Source organism: Flavobacteriales bacterium (assembly GCA_016716605.1).
Taxonomy (GTDB): domain Bacteria; phylum Bacteroidota; class Bacteroidia; order Flavobacteriales_F; family PHOS-HE28; genus PHOS-HE28.
On sequence record JADJWA010000001.1, the window covers coordinates 1,954,252 to 1,976,449 of the forward strand.

The following is a 22,198-nucleotide window of genomic DNA, read 5'->3' on the forward strand; positions in this document are numbered from 1 at the left end:
GGGTCTCTGGCGCTGAGGGTTGAGCTCGTTCAGGATGCGCTTCCGCCCAATTGCTGCAATCGCCGCACGTGCGACCGGATGGCGCATGCGAGCGTGGGCTTCACGTTGTACGCGAGGCCATGCTCGGCCGCCACTTGCGCGACGATAGGCGCGATGGCGGGATAGTGCAGATGCGAGATGTAGGGGAAGAGGTGGTGCTCGATCTGGAAGTTGAGCCCGCCGGTGTACCACGCAAGGAGCTTGCTGCGCGGCGCGAAATCGGCGGTTGTGAGCAGCTCATGCACGGCCCAGTCGTTGTTGATAACGCCCTGTGCATCGGGCAGCGGCTGCTGGGCGCCTTCGACCACATGTGCCAGCTGGAACACGGTGCCCAGGATCAGGCCGCAGGTGAAGTGCATGGCCAGGAAGCCCATGAGCACCTGCCAGAGCGCGAACGGAGTAAGCAACCAAGGCAACCCCACGAAGAGGAAGAGGTGAATGAGCTTCACGGTCACCATTCCCGCGAAGTGCAAGGTGAAGTTGTGGCCGCGATTGCCTGGATCGCGTGATGCCCTTGCCAGCGAGAAGAAATCGTTGACCAGTTTCACCAGGGTGAGCAGCCCGTAGAAGAAGAAGGAGTAGATATGCTGGAAGCGGTGGATGCGCCAGCGCGGTGCGTGCTCACTGAAGCGCAGCAGATCCGGAGGGTCGATGTCCTGATCGATCTCGTCCACGTTCGTATGCGTATGGTGCGCCCCATTATGCTGGAGCTTCCAGGTGAAGGCATCGCTTCCCAGCAGGTACATGGTGCCGCCCAGGAGTTCGTTCACCCAAGGCTTGCTGGAACTGGCGCCGTGCAGCCCATCGTGCATCACGCCCATTCCGATGCCCGCCATTCCGATGCCCATGACCAGCGCCATGAGCAGAGCGGCCCATGCCGGGAGGGGGACAACGAGCACGACAATGAGCGGTGCCAGGAAGAGCGTGAGCATGGCCGCCACCTTGATGACCAGGCGGCCGTCGGCCTTCAGGGGCGTACCGGTTTCCGAGAAGTAGGCATGCACGCGGGACCGCACGTTCGCGGCAAAGGCCCGGTTCGCCGGCGAGCCTGCATAGCGGGGGGCTCCGGCGATGCGGCTCATAGGGAATCGATCAGGGAGTGGAGTTCGTCGGCCTGCATGCCCAGGCGCTGTTGCAGGCGCAAGCTGAGCTCGTGCTCTTCGCCCGGGCTGAAATCCAGATCCGCGTCTGTCAGTTGCTTGAACCGATTCTTCAGCTTGATCTTCTTATGGCCCCAGCGATTTGGAGGGATCAAGAGCGATCTTTTCCCTTGCGGCAGATTGAGGTCGTCCATTGGATGGGTTTGTTGAGGTGCTTGAGGGCGCATGGCCTCTTCGCCGTTTCGGGTAGCACGAACCGGCTAGCATTGGATGATCAGTGCCGGGCCAACCAGCCACAGCTGCCCGGCACCTTCACCGGGAATGGATCATCCAGGGATCCTCGGATGCCCGGTTGCGTCGCCGGGCATGGGAACAATGTAGGCCATGCCGCCGCGGGCCGGCTGAATTGTGATGTTTTGGGGGGAATGCGGCACTTATTCCTTCGAATGGCCGGTTGCTGAGCGCTCAGGGCCTACCTTGCCCCCAACACTCCGGTGCTTTTGCCGGGTTGCAACAAGTCCTGCTTCGACCGGGACGCATTACAGTCAGTACAATGTCAAGTGGTACAGTGAAGTTCTTCAACACGGAGAAAGGCTTTGGTTTCATCACCCCCGATGAGGGCGGCAAGGACGTGTTCGTCCACAAGACCGGCACCCGTGCGCAACTCTACGAAGGAGACAAGGTCACCTATGAAGTGGAGCAGAGCCCGAAAGGCGCGAATGCAGTGAGCGTGGAGAAGGCCTAAAGCCATCAACGAGCAAGATGGGAGCCCCGGCATTCGCCGGGGCTCTTTCGTTGGTGCGTGTCTCAGCGCATCCTGTCGGATCCTCTGCGGTGAATGCGCTTGAGCAGAACAGCGAGGATGACTTCAACCTCCCCTCGCTGCTGCCAGATGGACCCACCGATAGCGGGCTTCATCGGAGCAGGATCAGCCGCCGGGTCGCCACAACCTGACGGGCGTCAGTGAGCAAGAGCGTATAGGTGCCAGCGGGCATGGCGCTCAAGTCGATGGTGATGGAGGATGCGGGCGAAACCTGCAATCGTTCCACCGCTCTTCCGGCAGCATCGTGAACCGCCACACCGATGAGCGCGTCTCCGGTGATGCGCACGAAGCCATCGGTCGGCTGCGGACCGACCGTGATGCCTGATGCCTGCGCTGGGGCGGAGGCGACCGGTGTGCTCAGGCAATCGAGGGAGTGCTGCTGGAAGAAGCCCCACATGAGGTCGTTAGCGCTAACGGTCAGCGACGGCGGGTCGCCGATGCCGGTGCCGTTGCCGCCGGGCCAGCTATGGCCGCCGTCCTGGGTCATGTAGAGCAGCATCTCTTGCTGGCAATCGCAATCGTGCCAGCGGACCACGGTCAGTTGCGCATCGTGCTGGATCGTGTCATTGAGCACAACGCAATTGGCATGCAGGGCGAAGGCGGTCTGCACGCTGTCCTGGGGCGAGTTGTAATGGTTGCTCACGCCATCGCCGATGCCGCCGAGGTAGGGCACGCTGGTATCGAGGTAGGAGTGAATGCCGATCACGGGCACCGGTCGCACCGGCTCGCATGCGGCGATGGTCATGCTCGCGCTCACCGGGGCGATGGCGGCGATGCGCTCGCTCAGCTCACAGGCCAACCGATAGCTCATGAAACCGCCGTTGCTCATGCCGGTGGCATAGATGCGCAATGTGTCGATGCTGTACCCGTCAATGAGCGTGTCGAGCAGCGCGTCGATGAAGCCGACATCATCGATGTCGTTGTTCATGGCATAGCCGCAGCAGCCGCCAGCATTCCAGGTGCGGATATTGAGCGCGCCGCCCAAGCCATCGGGGTACACCACGATGAAGCCTTCCTGCTCGGCCTTCACCGTTAGTTGCGATTGGTTCTCGAGCTGCGTGCCACTGCCGAAACCGCCGTGCATGGCGATGACCAATGGGAGGTCCGCGGTGCCGTCATAGGTGCTCGGCAAACGGAGGGTGTACGTGCGCTCCAAGGCACCAACGGTGATCGTGTCCGTCTGGGCGTGAATAGTGATGGCGAGGAGGATGAAGAGGAGTGGGCTGACGCGGCGCATGCGAATGGAATTGCAGGTGAGACGACCGGGCACTGCAAAGGTCGGATGGCGGCGGCCATGAACCATCCGTCACCGAGGCAACCTCAGCGCACGGAAGCCAACTAACGAAAGGGTGGTCAGGGGGACCTTGCATCACCCCGTTGCACCCATGCTCAAGAACCTCCTCCTCGTCAGCTTCCGCAACCTGTGGAAGCAGAAGCTCTACACGCTCATCAACCTGCTGGGCCTGGCCACGGGTATCGCGTGCTTCGTGCTCATCGGGCTGTACGTGCAGTACCAGCGCAGCTTCGACCGCTTCGTGCCGAGCAACGAGCGGGTGTATCGTGTGGTGGGCGAGATTGAAATGGAAGGCCAAGGGGAGCACAGCAGCAGCATGGTCTTCGGTCTCGGCCCGACCTTGTACAGCGACCATCCGGAACTGATCGAGCGCTATTGCCGCTGGTTCGATTTCCAGGACCCGCAGCACACGCTGAAGGTGGGCGACAGCCTGAGCACCGACAAGATGTTCACCGAGAGCGGCCTCTACCTGGTGGACAGCACCGTGTTCGACATCTTCAACTACCCGTTGCTGGTGGGCGATCCGAGGACCGCGCTCACCAAGCCCGGCAGCATTGTGCTCTCGCAAGAATTGGCGAAGAAGTACTTCGGCGACGCCGATCCGATGGGCCAGATGATGAAGTGGGACAACGCCATGGACGTGCAGGTCACCGGCATCCTGGGCGAGATCCCGCGCGACTCGCACATCCAGTTCGAGGGGCTCGTCTCCTTCTACACCATCACGCAGTTCTGGCGCAACATCGAGAAGAACAACTGGGTGTGGAACCCCTGCTGGACGTACGTCCGGCTGAAGGAAGGCATCAGCGCGGCCGAGGTGAACAGGATCTTCCCCGACTTCATCCAGAAATACTACCCTGATTTCCTGAAGAACCAGATCGGCCACGAGCTGCAGCCGCTCAATAATATCCACCTGACCAGCAAGCTCGATTTCGAGATGCACCAGAACGGAGACAAGGGCAGCGTGAACATCCTCTGGGCCATCGGCTTCTTCATCCTCGTGCTCGCGGGCGTCAACTTCATGAACCTCGCCACGACGCGCAGCGCGTACCGGGCGCGCGAAGTGGGCGTGCGCAAGACCAACGGCGCCACGCGTGGGCAGCTCATCGGACAGTTCCTTCTGGAGAGCGTGCTCATGAGCCTCGTTGCCGCGGTCATCGCGTTGCTGCTCATCAAATTGCTGATGCCCGCCTTCAACCAGCTCGCCGGTGAATTGATCCCACTGCCCACGACCTGCGTGCCCGCCGTGCTCGGCATCGCGGTGGTGGTGGGCCTGCTCAGCGGCATCTATCCGGCCTTCTTCCTATCGAGCTTCCAACCGGCGGTGGTGCTGAAGGCCAATGCGGCGGGCACCTCGCGCGGACAGGCATTACGGAAAGCGCTCGTCGTGGTGCAGTTCGCCATCGCGCTGGTGCTCATCATCGGCACCGTGTTCGTGAAGAAGCAGCACGATCACCTGCAGAGCGTGGAGCTCGGCTTCAACAAGGAGCAGGTCATCCTCATTCCCGTGCGCGCGCCGATGTACAACGTGTACATGTCCGTCTTCCCCGAGCTCAAGAAGATCAGCGGCGTGAGGGCCGTGAGCTGGGCCAACGACATCATCGGCAAGAAGCACAACACCCACGAGTTCAACTGGGCCGACATGGAGCAGGGCAAATGGACCTACCTGCCCTGCCTGTACGTGAACCCTGAGTTCCAGCAGGCCATGGACATCGAGCTGCTCGCCGGACGCTGGTTCAGCCGCGAGTTCCCCGGCGACGATTCGCTCAGCGTCATCATCAACGAGTCCTTCGCGCGGCAGCTGCACCCTGATGATCCCGCCAAGGCCATCGGCGACCGCATGGACACGCCGCACGGCGACGAGCGCGTGATCGGCGTCGCGAAGGACTTCGCCTTCGACCCGCTCTTCAAGGCCGTGCAGCCCTTCGTGTTCGACATGACCACCGATATCGGGCAATGGCTGCGCTACATCTACATCCGCACCGAAGGCGGCGACCCCACGCCCGTGATCGAGGCCGCACGCAGGGAGTGGAACGCGCGCACCACCGATTTCCCATTCGAGTACCAGTTCCTCGATGACCAGCTCGACATGCAGTACGAAGCACAAGGCCGTCTGGCCTCGCTGGTCGGCATCTTCTCGCTGCTCGCGGTGTTCATCGCCTGCCTTGGTCTCTTCGCGCTCGCCAGTTGGACCGCCGAGAAGCGCACGCGCGAGATCGGTATCCGCAAGGTGATGGGCGCCGACACGATGCGAATCACCTGGGTGGTAACCCGCGATTTCCTTTTGCTGGTGGTCATCGGCGCGCTGGTTGCGATGCCGCTTGCGTGGTTCGGCGTGGGCCGCTGGCTGGAGAACTTCGCGTTCCGCACGCACATCGAGCCGCTGGTCTTCGTGGGCGCTGGACTGGTGGTGCTGCTCATCGCGATGTTCACAGTGAGCTTTAGGGCGATCCGGGCTGCGCAGACGGATCCGGTGCGGGCGCTTCGTCACGAGTAACCCCAACGTGACAAGCTTCCGCATCCACCTTGTTCCGCTCTGCCTGCTGGTATGCGCACAGGCTGCGGCCCAATTCGCCGGCGATGGGGTGCGGTACCGCAACATCTCGCTGGAGGACCTGCCTGCGGAACTGGCGGAGCAGTCTGGAGCATTGATTCTTGATGTGCGTTCACCCGGCGAATTCAGCGACACGGCGGAATGGGCAGGATTGAACATCGGGCGATTGCGCGGCGCCATCAACATCAATTTCAAGCAAGTGCCGCAGCGGCTGGCTGAGCTTGGGTCCGACAAGCAGCGGCCCATTTATGTGTACTGCTCGCATAGCCGGCGCAGCAGGCGCGTGAGCAACGCCCTGGCCGATAGTGGCTATACGAACGTCGTGAACGTGAACGCTGGAATTAGCCTCTATTGGCTGGAACAGGACCGCCTCGTCGACTTTGGTGCGCTCATCGAGCGGAATACGAGCTACGGCATCATCAACGCGAAGGGGCTCTGCGAGATGGTCGCGACGCGGCCGGTCGTGCTCCTGGATGTGCGCCCGGATTCACTGCTCGCGCCGGCGAGGCGCCCCGAACGTGTGAATGCCATGGGTGCGATCAGGGGCTCCATGCACATCCCAATGGCTGCGCTGCATGACCGTTACAATGAAATGCCACGGGACATTGCGATCGTCCTGCTCGACGAGGGGGGACGTGATGCACCTCGAGCAGCAATGTTGCTCCAGGAGAACGGCTTCACCGATGTGCACGTGCTGTTCGACGGACTTGCGTCCCTGATGGGGATGGACAGCACCAGGTTCCCGTGCCGGAACGGGATCTGGACCCCTTTAGCACCTTACAGGATAGCTCCACTGTCCGAACTCGATACCAACGCGATCGAGGAAGGCCGCTGTCACGTGGTCGATGTGCGCTCGGAGAAGGTGTACAACGAAGAGGGTACGAACGGCCTGCGCCGGATGAACCGCTTCCGGCACGCCGTGCATCTCCCTGCGACCAACATCGGGTCGCGCATGACGGAGATGGGCATCGACAAGGCTACTCCCGTTGTGCTTGTTGGGGACATGACCGGCGGCCCTGTGCTCGACGCGGCGCGGACCTTGTGCAGCATAGGGTACACTGATGTAAGCACCCTGGCCGGTGGCATCTGGGGCCTGCGCTGGGCAGTGCATAACATGGATGATCATCAGGCGTGGAGGCATTGGCTCGTTGATCCGTGACGGACCAGGGGAGGCCGCGTCATTCGTGGACGATCCAACGACCGGTCATCACATATGCTGTGCGTGACCCTGCTTGCGGCCAACTTGCGGCATGGCTTTGACCCTGCCACCCACCGGAGGCCTTCTCAGCGCGTTTGCGATCGTGCTAAGCGCCAGTACCGCCATGTCCCAGAATGGCTGGTTGCACGCCACGTCCACGTGGACGGAGACATACGCATACTTCGACGGGAGCTACCTTCATCATTCCGTCTTCGTCATCCAGCTCGATGGCGACACAATGATCGGTGGCCAGGACTACCAGCGCCTGCGACGCACGGGCACTGACACACTCTGGGCGATCGGGGGCACGGATCCCTTCGCCATCGTTCCCATCGATCAGTACCTCGGTGCCTTGCGCGAGGACACCGTGCAGCAGCAATGGTGGGTGGTCTTCTCCGGATTCCTGAACGAGGAACTGCTCTACGACTTCGGCCTCATCGAAGGCCAGGTGCTCAGCGGCACCTTCGGCGATTGCGCCGAGAACTATGTGGTGGGTCCGGTCGACTCGGTGCAGGTTGGCAGCACATGGCATAGGCGCTTCCACTTCAGCCCCTGGGACCGTTACATCATTGAAGGCATAGGCATGAGCAGCGGTTTGTTCGGCCACCTCTGCCTGTTCATTGAGGAATACGGATGTCTGCTCACCTACGCCATTCATGACGATGAACTGGTCGTGGATGGTTGCGGATCCCTTGCCTTGTCTGTCGCGGAGCCGGGTAGCGATCGACCGGCTGAACCATTCCCAAATCCCGTGATCGACGCCTGCGTTCTTGGCAGTGCCGCTGCCGGCCAGCTGGTCAGCGTGCTTGATGCCGCCGGCCGTGTGGTCGCGATGCACCGGGCAGGCGGTCATGGGGAACTTGATCTGGCCGCACTGCCATCGGGCACCTACCTGCTTCGGCTGACCAACCGTTGCCATCGTGTGCTGAAGTTGTAACGCTCAGCCTAGGCCATTGCGATCGCGATATTCACGGAGAGCTTCAGGACGATTCGTGCCGAGCAGAGGGATCCAGTGAAGGCACTACGTCACGAATAACATCTGCCACATGCACCGCCGCCGCTTCCTCGCCACCACCGCTCTTGGACTTCCCTTCATCAGCGGCGCCCCTTTGCTCGCGCAAGACGCCATGAAACCCGCCAAGCCCACGCAAATCGCGCCGGATCTGGTGAAGGAGTTCGTGCGCGTTGGCCACAACAACCTGCCGGAGGTGCAGCGCATGCTGAAGGAGCACCCCGGCCTGCTGAACGCGAGCTGGGACGTGGGTGGCGGCGACTTCGAAACGGCCTTGGATGGCGCAGGGCATGTGGGGGATCGCGAGATCGCAGAGTACCTCATCAGCCAAGGAGCGCGCGCGAACATCTTCGTGCTCACGATGCTCGGGCACACGACCGCAGTAAGGAACATGCTCGCGGCCTTCCCGAATCTGCTTCGCTCAACGGGTCCGCACGGGCTCACGCTCTTGCATCATGCGACGCGCGGCGGTGAACCGGCGAAGGAGCTGCTGGAGCATATCCAAGGGCTTGGGCTTTCGGAGATGAAGTTCCCGATGCCCTAAGTCCGCGCTAGCGTAGTGCCTTCGCGAGCACTGGCGCCTGCTCGCTCAGCGGATCCGTGGTGAGCTGCTTTGACTGCTTGGTGCGCATGTGCATCAATAAGATGTCGTAGGCCGGACGATCCTCATCGCACACGATCGGCGCGCCGGCGTTCACTCCCAGTGCTCCTGCGGTCATGGTTCATTGGGATACTCATCGAAGCCAGCAAGCGTGCGGCAGGCCACCGCGGGCCTTAACGTGGAGCCGGATCACGCTGCGTTTGTCATAGCACCTGTCGCATCTGGTGCCGAATCCTGTCTTCAAGGCATGGGCAGGGGCCATCCAATCGCCACCGGCAAGATCACCCGCCGACAACGGTCAGGGTTCCTGGACGGTGCCATTCCCTTGGGCATCCGGGATGGATTCTTCAACCGAATGGCCGGTGGCCAGCAGGCCCACTGCCATGATCACGCAGGTGCTTAGCACCACCAGGAACAGCAATCCGATGCCCACCTGCGGCGACCTTAGTTGAACGGGCAAGGAGAAGTAGAGCAGGATGCTGATCAAGCCGCGTGGGGTGATGTACATGAGCGGCACCAGGGCCATGCGCACCATGCCTCCCAGGAATAGCCCGCGCAGCAGATACGTGATCAGGAGCAGCGCAACGCCGATCAGGGCGACTTCGGCATTGAGCACCTCGCCCATGACCACCGTGAACCCGAAGAGGACGAAGAAGAAGGTCCGGATCAGGAAGGCGCTCTCGCGCGAAAGCGAGTGGAACTGGTGCAGATCGTCGTGGAACGCCGGATATAGGAATCGTTCACGCAGCCACCGCAAGGGGATCTGATCCACGTTGGCCAGGAAGAACCCGAAGGCGAGAACCACCACGAGCGTGGATAGATGGAATTGCTTGCCGAGCGCGTAAACCAGCACCAGAATGGCGAGGATGAGGAAGAACTTCACCTTGTGCTTGATTCGGCCCAATAGCCATAGGAGGGCCAGGGAGAAAGTGGCGCCCAACGCAAGGACCCCGAGGATCTCGGCGCTAAGCACGCCTACGGCCTTGGCGCCGAACTCCGTGTTCGAAACAACGAAATTGAACAGGATGATGCCGAGGATGTCGGAGAGCGAGGATTCGTAAACCACGAACTCGCGACTCTCCGGCCCCAGGCCGCCGACCGACGGGATGGCCACAGCGCTGCTGATCACGCTGAGCGGCACCGCGTTGGCGATGGCCATGTGCCAGCCCATACCGAGCCAGTAGTGGAAAAGGATCCCGATGGCCGCCGTCGTCAGCAACAGGAGGAACAGGGCGGAGACGGCCGCCTTGCGGATCATGGGGCGCTTGCGGCGCTCGTATTCCAGTTCCAGCGCACCCTCGAACACGATGAGGATGAGGCCCACATTGCCCAGGGTGGGCAGCAGCACGTCCAGCTGCGGCACGGCCACCCCCCAGTAATTCACGAGCGCGCGAAGCGCGATGCCGAGCCCGAGGAGCAGCAGCACTGACGGCAGCCGTGTGCGTCGCGCGAACAGGTCGAAGAGGTAGCTGAAGATGACCAGCCCGCTCAGGAGGATCATCACATTGTAGGCGTCCATGCGAGCGAAAGATCGCGTATCGCCGGGATTGGCCATGCATAGCGATGGTTTCTGGCGAGGGGGAGGGCCCCCTCATGCAACTGGAGGGCTTGGTTGCATGGGGGGGCGCCATTTACGATGAACGGCTGAAATGCAACCACAGCTGCCAGCTCTCCCGGACGAGTTGAAGTCCGCTTGAACCCTTGGCAGTCAATGAGCGGCTGCCCGCACGAATACCGGTGCCTGTTCGCTCAGCGTATCCGTAGTGAGCTGTCTCGCCTGCATGGTGCGCATGTCCATGAGGAAGATGTCGTAAACAGGGCGCTCCTCATCGCTCACGAGCGGCGTGCCGCTGTACACGAGCCAGTTGCCATCGGGACTCCAGGCGTGCCAGTCCTCATCGAAGCCATCGGGCGTCAGTTGCTGCTCGTCTGAGCCGTCGGACTTGATGCTGAAGATGCTGAGGTTGCCCTTGCGCTTGGAGCAGAAGGTGATGCGGTCGTCGCTCCGCCACTGAGGTGGACCCGCGTGATAGGCCCACCATTCAGCGGTGGTATCGTTGGCAGGATAGTGCGTGAGCTGCTGCAGGCCACAGCCATCCGTATTGATGATGTGCAGTTCGGCGGGATAGCCGTGCTTCACCTTCTCCCTCGCCCCCCGGAAGACGACCTGTTCGCCATCTGGTGAGAAGCAGGGGTCGTTGGCGTAGGTCAGGCCGTGGTAAAGCGTGTCTAGGATCACGCCATCCTTGCCGATCCGGAAGAAGGCGGTATCGTTGATGCCCTTGGGATCCACGATGAACTCGGTGCCGTTGAAGCGCGAGCCCATCCAGCTGTCCTGTAATTGACGATCGCTGATGCGACGGACGTTGTTGCCTTCTGCGTCCATCTCGTAGAGGAAGTAGCAGCGGTGGCAGGTGTCGCGGTCGCTGAGGAAGAGGAGGCGATCGCCGTAGGACGCGTACACCCAATCCACACCGGGCGTGTTCGTGATGTTCTTGCGGTTGCCGCCATCGAGGTCCATGACGAAGACCTCATAGTTGTCCTCGGGCGTGTTCGTGTACACGTTGAAGGCGATGCGGAGGTCCGGTGTCGCAGGTGCCTCCTCGAGCGGTACCGGTGGCGTTCCGCATGCGGTGAGCGCGAGAAGCAGGAGCAAGAGTTGGGTCTTCATCGCCACGCCCCGATGATAAGCCCCTTCAGCGTGAAGGCCACCAGCATGTAGCTCGCGTTGATGAGCATGTAGCCCCATTTGCGCTGCTCGAAGAGCCCGACGATCATGAAGGCCAGCGCGGCCCATACACCGGTGAGCAGGCCGTAGGTCGCACCCTGCGAAGCGTTCATGTCCGGCGAGCCGAGGAAGAAGGCGAGGTTGTAGCTGATGATGAGCGCGAAGAGGCAGGTGAGCCCGTAGGTCTTCGCTGGGTTCAGAGCCTTCTTGATGCCTTCATCGGTGAAGCCATTGGCATTGCGCCAGGGCTTGTAGAAGAGCAGCGGCGAATACCAGAGCGCGCCCACGAGCAGGTCGCTCAATGCGGCCACGATGATGGCGAGGTGGTTCAGGTGGACGTCCATGTGATGAGGAGTATGCCGCGAAGGAACCGACCGTGATGAGGGTCCGCTTGGAAAAAATTCACCGGTCGTTCACGGGCAGCCAATTCAGGAATGGTCCCTTCACCTGCATGTAGCGGGTGGGCGTATAACCGGTCATCTCATGGAATTGGTTCACCATGTGCGACTGGTCGTAGAAGCCATGCTCCAGCGCAAGCTGCGCCCAATCGGGATCCGTCTCGTGCTCCAAGCGCCGCAGCAGCGTTTGGAAGCGAACGAGGCTCGCGTAGCGTTTCGGTCCCAACCCGCAATGGCGCCGGAAGAGGTCGTTCAAGTGCTTCTTCGAGCAGCCCAGCTCATCGCTGATCGCGCCTACCGTTCCGATGCCATTGCGTTGTTGCAGTGCGTGCAACGCGATCCCCACCCGTCGCTCCACCGTAATCGCGGGAAAGAGCGGTGCCAGCACATCTTCGGCCTCATCCATCATAGCCTGTGCCCCGCGTTGCTCCAGCGTTTCACCGAGCGCATCGCGCACCGGGCTGAAGAGCGCGCCGAGCAATAGGTCGAGGTCCACCACGGTATCATTCAGTTCGTTCGCTGGCATGCCGATCAAGGCAGGCAGCACGCCTGGGTGCAATCGCAGCACCAGCATGGGCGCACCGCTGCCCACGCCGATCACGATGCGCGAGGTGCGCATGCCGCTCACCCATCCGCGCTTATGCACGTCGCAGCGCTCGCCGTGCTCCTCGTGCCAGCGCTGCTTGGGCGCATCGCTCAGGTCGATCACCACCTCGCAGCCGCCGTCGGGCACGAAGACCTCGCGCGCGTGCGGCGGGTGATAGCCCTGATGAAAGGTGATGTGCTCTACAGCGTGTGCGATCGGGCCCTCTGGCTGGCGGAAGAGCAGGAGCATGGGGCAATGTAGCCGCCGAGCGCGATCCTGCTGATGCACCCTGAATGCACCGGCAGCCTACCGTGCAACGAGTTCCACCCGCCTGTTCAGCTGCCTGCCCGCATCCGTCATGTTCGTGCCTGCAGGTGCCAGTGGGCCTGCGCCATGCGCATCGAGGCGCGCGGCTGCAATGCCGTGCTCCGTGGTGAGCAGCCGCACGACCTCGGCAGCGCGGCGCTTGCTCAGGTCAAGGTTGTGTTCCAGCGTACCGGTCATGTCGGTGTGGCCTACAATGAACACCTTCAGTTCGGGCATCATCGCCAGCAGCTTCGCGATCTCGGCGATGATCGGCAGTGATCCGGCTTGCACCGTGGCCTTGTCGGTATCGAAGAGGATGTCGTTGAGGGCCACCTTGCCGTGCAGTTCGATCTGCTGCTTCATCCACGCGGCGTTCACCTTGATCTTGTCCGTGGCCACGCCCACCTCTTCGATGAGATCCACCAGCATCACCTTCTCCTCACTGGTGTACTGCGAACCGCTCACCACGATATGCACCGGCGTGCCCTTGTTGTCGAGCGAGCCAGCCAGGTAGAAGCTGCCTCCGCTGCTCGCTGATCCTTGCAGCAGGCGTATGCCCACGCTCGAAGGGAAATCGTTGCGCGAGTAGTGGATCCCGATCATGGTGCGGCTGCCCACTTCCGGTGCGGTGGACTTCTCCTGCTGGCCTTCAGCGAGCATGGTGGCGCCTGCGCTCTTCAGCGCGCTCTGGTAGTTGAGGTAGAGGTCGCGGATGGAGAAATCGCCCTTGATGCTGTAATAGAGCCGAGTACGCCTGCCCTTCACCTCTTTCCACGCGTCGATCTTCTTGTAGCCGGTCACTGGGCCTTTGGCGATGGCGTATTCCACATGGTTCTGCTCCTCGCACCAAGCCAGCGTGGCACCGGGATAGCGTGTGATGAGCGGATGATCCTTGCAGCCGGCGGAGTCCTGCGCACGCGCAGATGAAGCGCACAGCAACACGTTCAGCGCGAGGAGGAGCGTTCGCATAGGGCGCATGGTCATGTCCTGGATTTCGGATCACTCGATCACGAGGCGGCCGATGCGGGCGGTACGGCCATTGGCATCGAGCAAGCGGACCAGGTACTGGCCAGGCACGAGTCCGGTGGTGCTGAACGCGCCGCGCATAACCGGGCCCATGAGCACCGTGCGTCCCAAGGCATCGATGATCCGGACGTGCGCGTTCGCGAGATTAGTCGCCCCGGTGATCGTTACGCTGCTGCCGGTGCTGGCCGGTGAAGGATACAAGCCAAGCGATGAGCCGGCCGGATCATCCATGCCTTGCTGCCCCACCATGATGGGGCTCTTGTCGTACCAGACGATATCGTTCGTCGCGAAACCATCGAAGTTGATCTCCATGAGCAGCAACCAGAAACGATGATCCTCAGAAACCCAGCCCCACTGCTCTTTTGTCTGGGTAGTGGTATTGCCCAGGATCGTGTTGTTCTGGGTCCGATTGAAATGGTAGCGCACCACGTTGGTGTAGGTGCCGTTCGGCAGGATGAGGGTTCCGTAACCGTCCACATCCACATCGATGGTTCCATCCATGGTGCCCATGAAGGCCCCGGCGTTGAAAGTTCCGCTGAAACCATCGATATGCCCATCGCCGAACGTGTACGGGAGTTCGAGGATCCGTTCATGGTCCACGGCGAAGATGAACTTGGCGGTATCCTCCGGCGGCGATCCGGGAATGACCATGGCGTTCCCTTCCGTTTCCAGCGCGTTCGCATTGGTGATGTAATAGCTGTGCGAACCATCCCAACTAATGCCGCAGAGGTTCGATGCTGGGAAGTCAGACGCCCAAGGCGTTGACGCCGGATCAACGAAAGTGAATTCCTCCTCGGTGGTTTCTGTTAATCCGCTGAAGTCCCAGGTCTGCATGGCGCCAGCACTGGAATTGAGCGCGCTCGCATCCACGATATCGGAGCATAAGCCGATGGTGACGACATCGCCGATCACCGGCACGTTGATGGGGTTGATGGTGGGCTGTGCGAGCAGCGCGATGGGTGCCGCGAAGAGCACGAGGGAAAGGGGTAGCGGTCTATTCATGGCCATGGTTGTTGCGGGGCAAACGTATCGGGCCCCGCGAGTGGCATCCATTACCCAAATGGGTGGATCCGTGTCACACCAGCCGATCGCGCAGGGCCGCACGCACCGCCTCGGCGCGCGTGTTCACGTGCAGCTTCAGGTAGATGCTCTTGATGTGCGCCTTCACGGTGTTGGCGCTGATGAAGAGCGCGTCAGCGATGCTGCGGTAGTTCTCGCCCTCGCAGAGCCGGGCAAGCACCGAGGCCTCCCGATCGCTCAACCCCGGATCGCGCTGCGGCTGGAAGGAGCGCACGAGCAACCGTGCGATGCCGGGCGTGATCGCGGAACCTCCCTGCCTCACCTCGCGGATCGCGTCGAGGATGTCCTGCGGAGTGGCGCCTTTTCGCAGGTAGCCAGTGGCACCGGCGCTCAGCGAACGGAACACGCTCTCCTCATCATCCATCGCGGTGAGCATGATGAAGTCCGTGTCGAGCAATCGATCCTTCAGCTTGCGCACGCATTCGATCCCGCTGGCGCCGGGCAGCTGGATGTCCATCAGCACGGCATCGGGCTCCAGGTCAGGCAGTGCCGCCATAGCCTCCTCCGCGCTCGAGAAGGCCCCACGCAGCACATAACCATCGGCTGCTTCAATGACCGCAGCGATGGCCTCGCGTGCTTCGCGATCATCCTCTACTACGGCCACGGTGATCAAGTTGGGGATCTCGTTCATGAGGGGAATGTAAGGCCGTTCTGCGCGAACGACGGATCGTTGATGGATGGCGCTGAGCTCACGGATGCCAGGTGGATCGATGAACGATCCACCCAAATGGGTGGTGGATGAGATGCAGGCTTCGATCCACCTTTGTCCGATCAACCCATCACCGATATGAGAGCCACCTTGATGCTTCCCTTGCTGCTTCTCCTCGCGCGTTGCGGCCAGCCCACCGACCCTGGTGTGGTGATCGAGAACGAAGCTGACGCCATTCCTGCCGTGGAAGCCGCCGTGGCGTGCGATCCGATCGTGGGCGAGTTCCGCGACCTGATGGCCGACTACGCCGACGGCCTGCAGGCGATGGTGGTAGCGCACAAGGTGGATCAAGCACGGCAGGCCGAATGGTCGGAGCGCGCCACGGAGCTGAGCAAGCGTATCGAAGCACGCGGGGAGAGGGAATTGGGCCTCAAGTGCTGGCAGGAGTTCAATGCGATCAGCCTGGAGTACGCGCCACGCATCGCCGATCTTGGGATGAAGCTGGCCATGATCCAGATGGAAGGCAAGGGCCTCGACCCCGCCATGCTGGAACAGATGAAGGCAGCGACCGGCCAATGATCTGTTTAGCGTGAGATGGAGGTGACAGGATCACCGTCGAAGCGCTGGCCGGTCGCCGGCTTGGTGCTCAGTGTGGCAATCATCGGCTTTTTCCTCGGTGGTTTCCTGGGCCGTTTCCTTGCTGAGCCAGCGGATGGCCTTGCTGGGGCGGCTACCGTTGCGCTTGCGGGGGTCGTGATGAGTGCGCTGCTGGCGGTGCTCGCTGGATTGCTGTGCGCGAAGCGCCCACGCCGCGATGCTGTGCGCGCGTTGGTGATCATGGGTCCGCTGGCGATGCTGTTGATCGCTTGGACCGCCTTCCGGATCCTCGCGGTTGCGCGCGGGCCCATCGAGCCATGGCAGGAGGAACAGGAGCGCCCGCAACGCATGAGGCCGACGGATCCCGCTGCCACCCTTCGTTTCGCGTCGTGGAAGGGCGCCGTGATCGCCGCAGCTTCGTCGGTTTCCCGCGATGTCGATATGGGCCTTGGCATGTTCTCGCCCACGATCGCCGTGGGCGCATGGCCTATGTATGCCGCACCGGACCTCCTCGACCCGATGCACGGTCCGACGGTGACCGACAGCCTGATCTTCGCGCAAGGACCTTACCGTGCCGATATCGCTTCCGGGCCGCCGTGGTTCTTGCCCGCGCACAAGAAGCTCGACTATGACCTGCTGCTGCTGCGCGCGATCACGCTCTCCAGCGATTGGGTCGAGGTGGTCGTGAATGAGACCGATGGACGCACCGCATGGGTGGCGCGCTCACAGGGCATCCTGCGGCTCTGGCCGGAGTTCATCATTAGCGCGACCGCTGTTGAGACGCTCGATCCGGCGATGAATCCGATTCGCGTGAAGCCCCTGGAAACAGCCGCCGTGCTGGCCGATGGTGCCGATGCGCTGCTGGCCCCGGTGGCAGTGCAGGGTGATTGGCTCCAGGTGCGCACGCACGATCTCGCCGATCGCATCGCGCCCACCGGCTGGATCCGATGGAGGAAGGATGGTCGCCTGTTGGTCGGCTACAGCCTGCTTTGCTGAGGGCCCTTGCGCGACTCTGTTCGCGCGCCGAGCCTCAATCGCACTTCCGTGCCCTGGCCGCGAGCGCTCGTGATCACCAGCTCCGCACCGATGCTATCCGCACGGTCCGGCATGGTGCGCAAGCCATAGTGGTCTGCATCCGATCGCGCTGCATCGAAACCCACGCCATCGTCCTTCAGCAATAGGTCGATGTGCTCGTCTGAAGTTGTTACGGAGAGGGCGCACGACCGCGCTTGAGCATGCTTCGCGCAGTTGTTCATCGCTTCCTTCATGATCAGGATGATCGCGCGGCGCTGCTCCATGCCGAGCTTCACCGAGTTCAATCGATCATCGTTCCCTTCCAGCTTGAAGCTCGTTTCCGTGCGATCGAAGAGCGCGAAGGCGAGATCAGCCAGTCGGTCCAGCACATCGCGCAGCGTATCCCGGCCAGGGTCCATGCTCCAGATCAAGTCGCGGATGCCGGCGCTCAGTTCACGCTGCGCCCGCTCGATCTGCTCCAAGTGAGGCAATAGCAATGGATCATGGCGCGCGTGCTGCTTCGCGAGGCCCGCATGCATGCCGATGCGCGTGAGCCTGGCGCCACTCTCATCGTGGAAGTCCGCTGCGCTGCGCTTCCGGAAGTCCTCGCGCTCCTCGCTTCGCGCCTCCGCGATGCGCAATCCCGTCTGGAATTCGCGTGTAGCCTCATGAAGGCGATAACGGTACCACCCATAGGCGATGCCGAGCAAAGCCAGCGCGTAGAGCAGATACGCATACCAACTGAGCCATGGCGGCGTGCTGATGCTGAGTGCGATCGACGCGCCCTCCCGGTTCCAGGTCCCGTCGTTGTTGCTGCCTTGCACATGCAGCACATAGTCACCGGGGTCGAGGTTGGTGTAGGTGACGCTGCGCCTCGTGCCGGCATCCACCCAATCCTCGTCGAAGCCGTCGAGCTTGTACCGGTACAGATTCCCTTCCGGCGCGATGAAGTTGAGCGCGGCGAACTCGAATCCGATCACCTTTTCGCGCCACGAGAGGCTGATCTCTTCCGTGCGGTGGATCGCGTTCCGAAGGGCGAATGCGGCGTTGGAGCTATCGGCGATCAGCGGCACCGGTTCGTTGTTCAGCAGGAAGCGGGTGAAGCGCACCGGCGGCGCGGACCGCTCGATCGCCAGTTCAATCGGACGGAACCAATTCAGCCCGTTCGGTCCACCGAAGTACAAGGTGCCGTCGGCTGTGCGCAGGTAGGCGTTCTGGTTGGATTCATCGCCCAGCAGCCCATCGGACCGCGTAAGCACGCGTACCACGCGACCGGTCGATCGGTCCAATTGAGCCAGTCCGCCATTGGTGCTCAACCAAAGTCGATCGCCATCCGCCAGGATGCCGTAGATCACCTCATTGGGCAATCCGTCGCTGCGGCCGACGCGCTGAAAGATGCCAGCAGGCGTGCGCGTCTCAAGAATGGCGTTGCGGAGGCTATCATCCAGTGGCCGATGCGATCGACAAAGACCATTCGCGGTACCCACCCAAAGGTGGCCATCCTGATCTTGATGGGTGCAAAGGACCAGGTCATCGCTCAAGCTGCCCATGTCCTCCGGGCTGTTCCGCAACGCACCGAAGCGCGTGGTGGTGGGATCGAAGAGCACGAGACCGCCGCCCGCGCTTCCCATCCACAGGTGACCTGCTGCATCCTCCATCACCGTGAAGAGGTATGGATGAGGTGAAGCGCCGGGGCCGTTGATGGGCAGGCAACTCATGGCTCCATCACGGCCGATGCAGCACAGCCCGGCGCCGCCCGTTGCCACCCAGGTGCGACCATCGTGCGCCGTGTGCAGCCCGTGTGCGATGGCGCTGCGCCTCGGATCGGTGTCCGGGGAGACGCTCAACCGCTGGAACCGGATCTTAGGGCCTTCAGTGAGTACCCGATTCACACCGCCGGCCAGCGTGCCCACGAGAATGCGCCCGGCGCTGTCGCGCGCCGTGGAGAGCACGTAGTCGGCGCTGAGCGACCCTGGATCGCGCGGGTCGTTGCGATGCACGCCCATGATTCCGGAAGCACGGTCCCATGCGGCAAGGCCGGCCGGAGTGCCGATCCACATCTTGTCCCCATCCTCGAGCAAACAGGTCACGCTCGCATGGGGCAGGGAGACTGGATCGCCCGGCACGTGGGTGAGGCCATGCACCACAAGGTCCACGCGCTCGATGCGGTCGAGGCCGTTGCGCGTGCCCACCCAGATCTCGCCACCTCTACCGGCGAACAAGGAAAGGACATGGTCGTCAGCGAGGCTGCGCGGATCCTCCGGGTCATGGCGGTGAAGCGTCGTCCGGCCCATTGGATCCTTGTGGATCAATCCGTGCGTGGTCCCCACCCAAATGTGTCCATCGTGGATCAGCATGCAGTGGGATCCGATGCGCGGATGGGCCTCACGTACATCCTGAGCATGTACCAGTAGCTCCTCCTTCCCCGTATTCCTGTCGATGTGGAGGAGCCGGTGCTCATCAAGGACGTAGTAGCCGTTCTCCGCCGAAGCGAGCGCGCTCACCTCCTGACCGATCGTGATGGTGCGCAGGTTACCTGTGCGAAGCTCGAGTTCGGAGAGCCCCGCAGATGTGCGCAGCAGGATCCTCCCGGAGCCAGCGGGTGCCATCGCGCCGATCAGATCGCCCTCCACGAACACATTGCGGAGCACCTGCGTCACCACACCGGTGCCGCGATCGATGCGATCGAGCCCGACGCTTGTACGCACCCAGATCGTCCCGACGGGATGCTCGAGCAGCCCCACCACGCGGTGGCCGGAAAGCCCGCTTGGGCCACGGCGGTAGTGCGAAACAGTCCCGTTGCTAGGGTCGAGATGGTCGAGCCCGCCGCCGAAGGTGCCGATCCACAAGCCGCCATCCACGTCCTCCAGCAGGCTCCAGATGTAGTTGTTCCCGATGCTGTTTGGCCGGTCGTTGTGGCGGTAGGTGATGAACTCGCGGCCATCGAAGCGGTCGAGCCCATCCTGCGTGCCGAACCACATGAACCCGTCGCGGTCCTGCGCGATTGCGTTCACGGAATTCTGCGACAGGCCATCCGCGATCGTGAGGTGATGGAACGTAACCGTACCGGTCTGAGCGGCTGTCCATGTTGACCCAAGGACAAGTGCCATTACGAGCACGATGCGGGTGGTGCGCATGCCGCTTAGCCAGCCTCGCTTGTGCCTGTCGCAGCGCTCGCCGTGCTCATCGTGCCAGCGCTGCTTGTGCGCGTCGCTCAGGTCGATCACCACCTCGCAGCCGCGGTCCAGAACGGCTACTTCGCGATGATGCGTCGGCTGGTGGCCCTGTCGGAACGTGATGCGCTCCACGGTCCGGGCCAGTTTGCCGTTGGTTTGGCGGAGTAGGAGCATGCAGCAAGGTAGCTCGAGGAGTTGGAGGATCCATGGCGGAAGGAAGCAAGCCCTGAGTCATACCCTTCATGGATCTGGGCTCGATTCTATTCCAAGCCGCCTTCTGATGGCCGTGGCTGCACAGCCGCAAGGCTTCGACCACAGGGATCATCCGTTTCAGTGCATCGACAGGAACAATAGGGGATGACTGTTGCTCGCGTCGATCACCACCTGCGCCTGAAGCACCGTTGATAGCGCCTGCTATATTGGGCCCGAACAATCATCCCCGCCCCGACGGTTCAAACCGGATGCATCATGGAAATCATCAACTCACCTCAGAAAGATTGGCTCACCGCGCTGCTGCTCTGCATTTTCCTTGGCGGTTTGGGCGTGCATCGCTTCTACACCGGCCATACGGCCATCGGGATCGTTCAACTGCTCACGTTGGGTGGCTGCGGCATCTGGTCGCTCATTGACCTGATCATGATCGCCACCGGCAGCTTCAAGGATGCTCAGGGCCGCGAACTGCTCAAGAAGTAGCCGGTGGATCCGGGTCCTGGTCACCGCAGCGCTCATCGCCTTGCCGGTAGCCCTCTCTTTGGTCCCGATGGATCTGGTCGGCTCAGGCCCCACGCTGTGCCTCTATAAACGTGTCACCGGGGCGGATTGCCCAGGCTGCGGCATGACGCGCAGCGTGTTCTCCCTGTTCCATCTCGAGTTCGAGGATGCCTATCGATTCAATCGGGGCATCCTGGCCCTGGCTCCGCTGCTCGCTTGGCTTTGGGCGCGTGAGCTGATCCGGAATATCCGTCTCCTGCTCACCGGACGGCGTACATCGGTCCTTGCCGCATGATCAGGCGTTGAACAGGGCCTCCACGAAGGCCTTCTTCTCGAAGACCTGCAGGTGGTCGATGCCTTCGCCCACGCCGAGGTACTTGATGGGGATGCTGAACTGGTCGCTGATGCCAATGGCCACGCCGCCCTTTGCCGTGCCGTCGATCTTGGTGAGGGCGAGCGCGGTGACATCGGTGGCCTTGGTGAACTGGCGCGCCTGCTCGATGGCGTTCTGTCCGGTGCTCGCATCGAGCACGAGGAGCACCTCATGCGGTGCGTCCGGCACCACCTTGCGCATCACGTTGCGCACCTTGGTGAGCTCGTTCATGAGGCCCACTTTGTTGTGCAGGCGCCCAGCGGTGTCGATGATCACCACATCGGCGCCCCTGGCCTTGGCGCTTTCCACGGCATCGTAGGCCACGGCGGCGGGATCCGCGTTCATGCCCTGTTGCACCAGCGGCACGCCTACGCGCTCGCTCCAGATGCGCAGCTGGTCAACCGCCGCCGCCCGGAAGGTGTCAGCAGCGCCCAGCACCACGCTCTTGCCCTCCTTCTTGAAGGCATTGGCGAGCTTGCCGATGGTGGTGGTCTTGCCCACGCCGTTCACGCCCACCACCATGATCACGTACGGCCTGATTGCCGGGTCCACCGGCGCAGGATCCCTCATCAGCGCGGCGATCTCCTCGCGCAGCAGGGCATTGAGCTCGCCGGTGCCCACGTACTTGTCCCGCTTCACGCGCTGCTGGATGCGCTCGATGATCCGCAAAGTGGTCTCCACGCCGACGTCGCTGCCCACCAGCGCTTCCTCCAGATCGTCCAGCACCTCTTCATCCACGGTGCTCTTGCCTGCGACAGCGCGCGTGAGCCTGCCCAGGAGGCCTTCGCGCGATCGCTGCAGCCCGCTATCAAGCGCCCGTTGCTCTGCGGCCGCTGCCGACGATTCCTTCTTCTTGCCGAATAATCCGAACAATGCCATGGTCGTTCTCTGAAACTCGAAAGGGCCTCACGTGTGGAGGCCCTTCCGGCAATGGGG

The 22,198-nt window shown here is 62.2% G+C and carries 22 protein-coding genes; 9 read left to right on the forward strand and 13 right to left on the reverse strand.

The features are described from left to right. Positions 1–29: 29 nt before the first annotated feature. Positions 30–1,121: an acyl-CoA desaturase gene (locus IPM12_07810; protein ID MBK9147707.1), complete on the reverse strand. Its 1,092-nt coding sequence runs from the start codon at positions 1,119–1,121 to the stop codon at positions 30–32. Then, a complete protein-coding gene (locus IPM12_07815) occupies positions 1,118–1,294 on the reverse strand; it encodes a general stress protein CsbD (protein ID MBK9147708.1) in 177 nt (58 codons plus the stop codon). The genes IPM12_07810 and IPM12_07815 overlap by 4 nt, the downstream gene beginning before the upstream one ends. Positions 1,295–1,692: 398 nt before the next feature. Between IPM12_07815 and IPM12_07820 the strand changes: the two genes are divergently transcribed. Next, positions 1,693–1,884, forward strand: a complete 192-nt coding sequence (locus IPM12_07820) for a cold-shock protein (protein ID MBK9147709.1) — start codon at positions 1,693–1,695, stop codon at positions 1,882–1,884. A 169-nt stretch (positions 1,885–2,053) separates the two neighbouring features. On the opposite strand, the gene IPM12_07825 is transcribed toward IPM12_07820, so the two are convergent. Next, the gene (locus IPM12_07825) at positions 2,054–3,199 is read right to left on the reverse strand and encodes a prolyl oligopeptidase family serine peptidase (protein ID MBK9147710.1); all 1,146 of its coding nucleotides are present in this window, start codon (positions 3,197–3,199) and stop codon (positions 2,054–2,056) included. 148 nt (positions 3,200–3,347) lie between these two features. Here IPM12_07825 and IPM12_07830 point away from each other — a divergent pair, with 148 nt between their 5' ends. The 4 genes from IPM12_07830 (at position 3,348) to IPM12_07845 (ending at position 8,561) form a co-directional block, all read left to right on the forward strand. Beyond that, entirely contained in the window at positions 3,348–5,750 is a 2,403-nt protein-coding gene (locus IPM12_07830; protein MBK9147711.1) for an ABC transporter permease, read from the forward strand. Between the two features lie 7 nt (positions 5,751–5,757). After that, positions 5,758–6,966 carry a rhodanese-like domain-containing protein gene (locus IPM12_07835; GenBank protein ID MBK9147712.1) on the forward strand — a complete coding sequence of 403 codons (1,209 nt, stop codon included), beginning with the start codon at positions 5,758–5,760 and terminating at the stop codon, positions 6,964–6,966. Positions 6,967–7,057: 91 nt separating this feature from the next. Further along, complete coding sequence (locus tag IPM12_07840; GenBank protein ID MBK9147713.1) at positions 7,058–7,942, forward strand: T9SS type A sorting domain-containing protein; 885 nt, start codon at positions 7,058–7,060, stop codon at positions 7,940–7,942. A gap of 109 nt (positions 7,943–8,051) precedes the next feature. Beyond that, positions 8,052–8,561, forward strand: a complete 510-nt coding sequence (locus tag IPM12_07845; GenBank protein ID MBK9147714.1) for an ankyrin repeat domain-containing protein — start codon at positions 8,052–8,054, stop codon at positions 8,559–8,561. A 7-nt stretch (positions 8,562–8,568) separates the two neighbouring features. Here the strand turns inward: IPM12_07845 and IPM12_07850 are convergent, their stop codons facing one another. From IPM12_07850 to IPM12_07885, 8 genes are all read right to left on the reverse strand, one after another. After that, positions 8,569–8,736, reverse strand: coding sequence for a hypothetical protein (locus IPM12_07850; GenBank protein MBK9147715.1), 168 nt, complete (start codon positions 8,734–8,736; stop codon positions 8,569–8,571). A gap of 180 nt (positions 8,737–8,916) precedes the next feature. Next, positions 8,917–10,119: a cation:proton antiporter gene (locus tag IPM12_07855; GenBank protein MBK9147716.1), complete on the reverse strand. Its 1,203-nt coding sequence runs from the start codon at positions 10,117–10,119 to the stop codon at positions 8,917–8,919. 207 nt (positions 10,120–10,326) lie between these two features. After that, positions 10,327–11,289, reverse strand: a complete 963-nt coding sequence (locus tag IPM12_07860; protein MBK9147717.1) for a PD40 domain-containing protein — start codon at positions 11,287–11,289, stop codon at positions 10,327–10,329. Then, entirely contained in the window at positions 11,286–11,690 is a 405-nt protein-coding gene (locus tag IPM12_07865) for a DUF1761 domain-containing protein (protein MBK9147718.1), read from the reverse strand. The genes IPM12_07860 and IPM12_07865 overlap by 4 nt, the downstream gene beginning before the upstream one ends. A 58-nt stretch (positions 11,691–11,748) precedes the next feature. Then, positions 11,749–12,579, reverse strand: coding sequence for an AraC family transcriptional regulator (locus IPM12_07870; protein ID MBK9147719.1), 831 nt, complete (start codon positions 12,577–12,579; stop codon positions 11,749–11,751). A 57-nt stretch (positions 12,580–12,636) separates the two neighbouring features. Beyond that, complete coding sequence (locus tag IPM12_07875) at positions 12,637–13,605, reverse strand: OmpA family protein (protein ID MBK9147720.1); 969 nt, start codon at positions 13,603–13,605, stop codon at positions 12,637–12,639. Positions 13,606–13,635: 30 nt separating this feature from the next. After that, positions 13,636–14,664 carry a T9SS type A sorting domain-containing protein gene (locus tag IPM12_07880; GenBank protein ID MBK9147721.1) on the reverse strand — a complete coding sequence of 343 codons (1,029 nt, stop codon included), beginning with the start codon at positions 14,662–14,664 and terminating at the stop codon, positions 13,636–13,638. A gap of 73 nt (positions 14,665–14,737) precedes the next feature. After that, positions 14,738–15,373 (reverse strand): response regulator transcription factor, encoded by a 636-nt coding sequence (locus tag IPM12_07885; GenBank protein ID MBK9147722.1) that lies wholly within the window; start codon positions 15,371–15,373, stop codon positions 14,738–14,740. 156 nt (positions 15,374–15,529) lie between these two features. Between IPM12_07885 and IPM12_07890 the strand changes: the two genes are divergently transcribed. Further along, positions 15,530–15,970, forward strand: coding sequence for a hypothetical protein (locus tag IPM12_07890; GenBank protein MBK9147723.1), 441 nt, complete (start codon positions 15,530–15,532; stop codon positions 15,968–15,970). A gap of 15 nt (positions 15,971–15,985) precedes the next feature. Further along, positions 15,986–16,984, forward strand: a complete 999-nt coding sequence (locus IPM12_07895) for a hypothetical protein (GenBank protein ID MBK9147724.1) — start codon at positions 15,986–15,988, stop codon at positions 16,982–16,984. Here IPM12_07895 and IPM12_07900 read toward each other — a convergent pair. Beyond that, positions 16,966–20,352, reverse strand: a complete 3,387-nt coding sequence (locus tag IPM12_07900) for a hypothetical protein (GenBank protein ID MBK9147725.1) — start codon at positions 20,350–20,352, stop codon at positions 16,966–16,968. The two genes, IPM12_07895 and IPM12_07900, sit on opposite strands and share 19 nt — an antisense overlap. A gap of 294 nt (positions 20,353–20,646) precedes the next feature. Here IPM12_07900 and IPM12_07905 point away from each other — a divergent pair, with 294 nt between their 5' ends. Next, entirely contained in the window at positions 20,647–20,871 is a 225-nt protein-coding gene (locus IPM12_07905; GenBank protein ID MBK9147726.1) for a TM2 domain-containing protein, read from the forward strand. Positions 20,872–20,938: 67 nt separating this feature from the next. Further along, complete coding sequence (locus IPM12_07910) at positions 20,939–21,184, forward strand: DUF2752 domain-containing protein (protein MBK9147727.1); 246 nt, start codon at positions 20,939–20,941, stop codon at positions 21,182–21,184. On the opposite strand, the gene ftsY is transcribed toward IPM12_07910, so the two are convergent. Beyond that, positions 21,185–22,141, reverse strand: a complete 957-nt coding sequence (gene ftsY / locus IPM12_07915) for a signal recognition particle-docking protein FtsY (protein MBK9147728.1) — start codon at positions 22,139–22,141, stop codon at positions 21,185–21,187. It abuts the gene before it with no gap. Positions 22,142–22,198 lie beyond the last annotated feature (57 nt).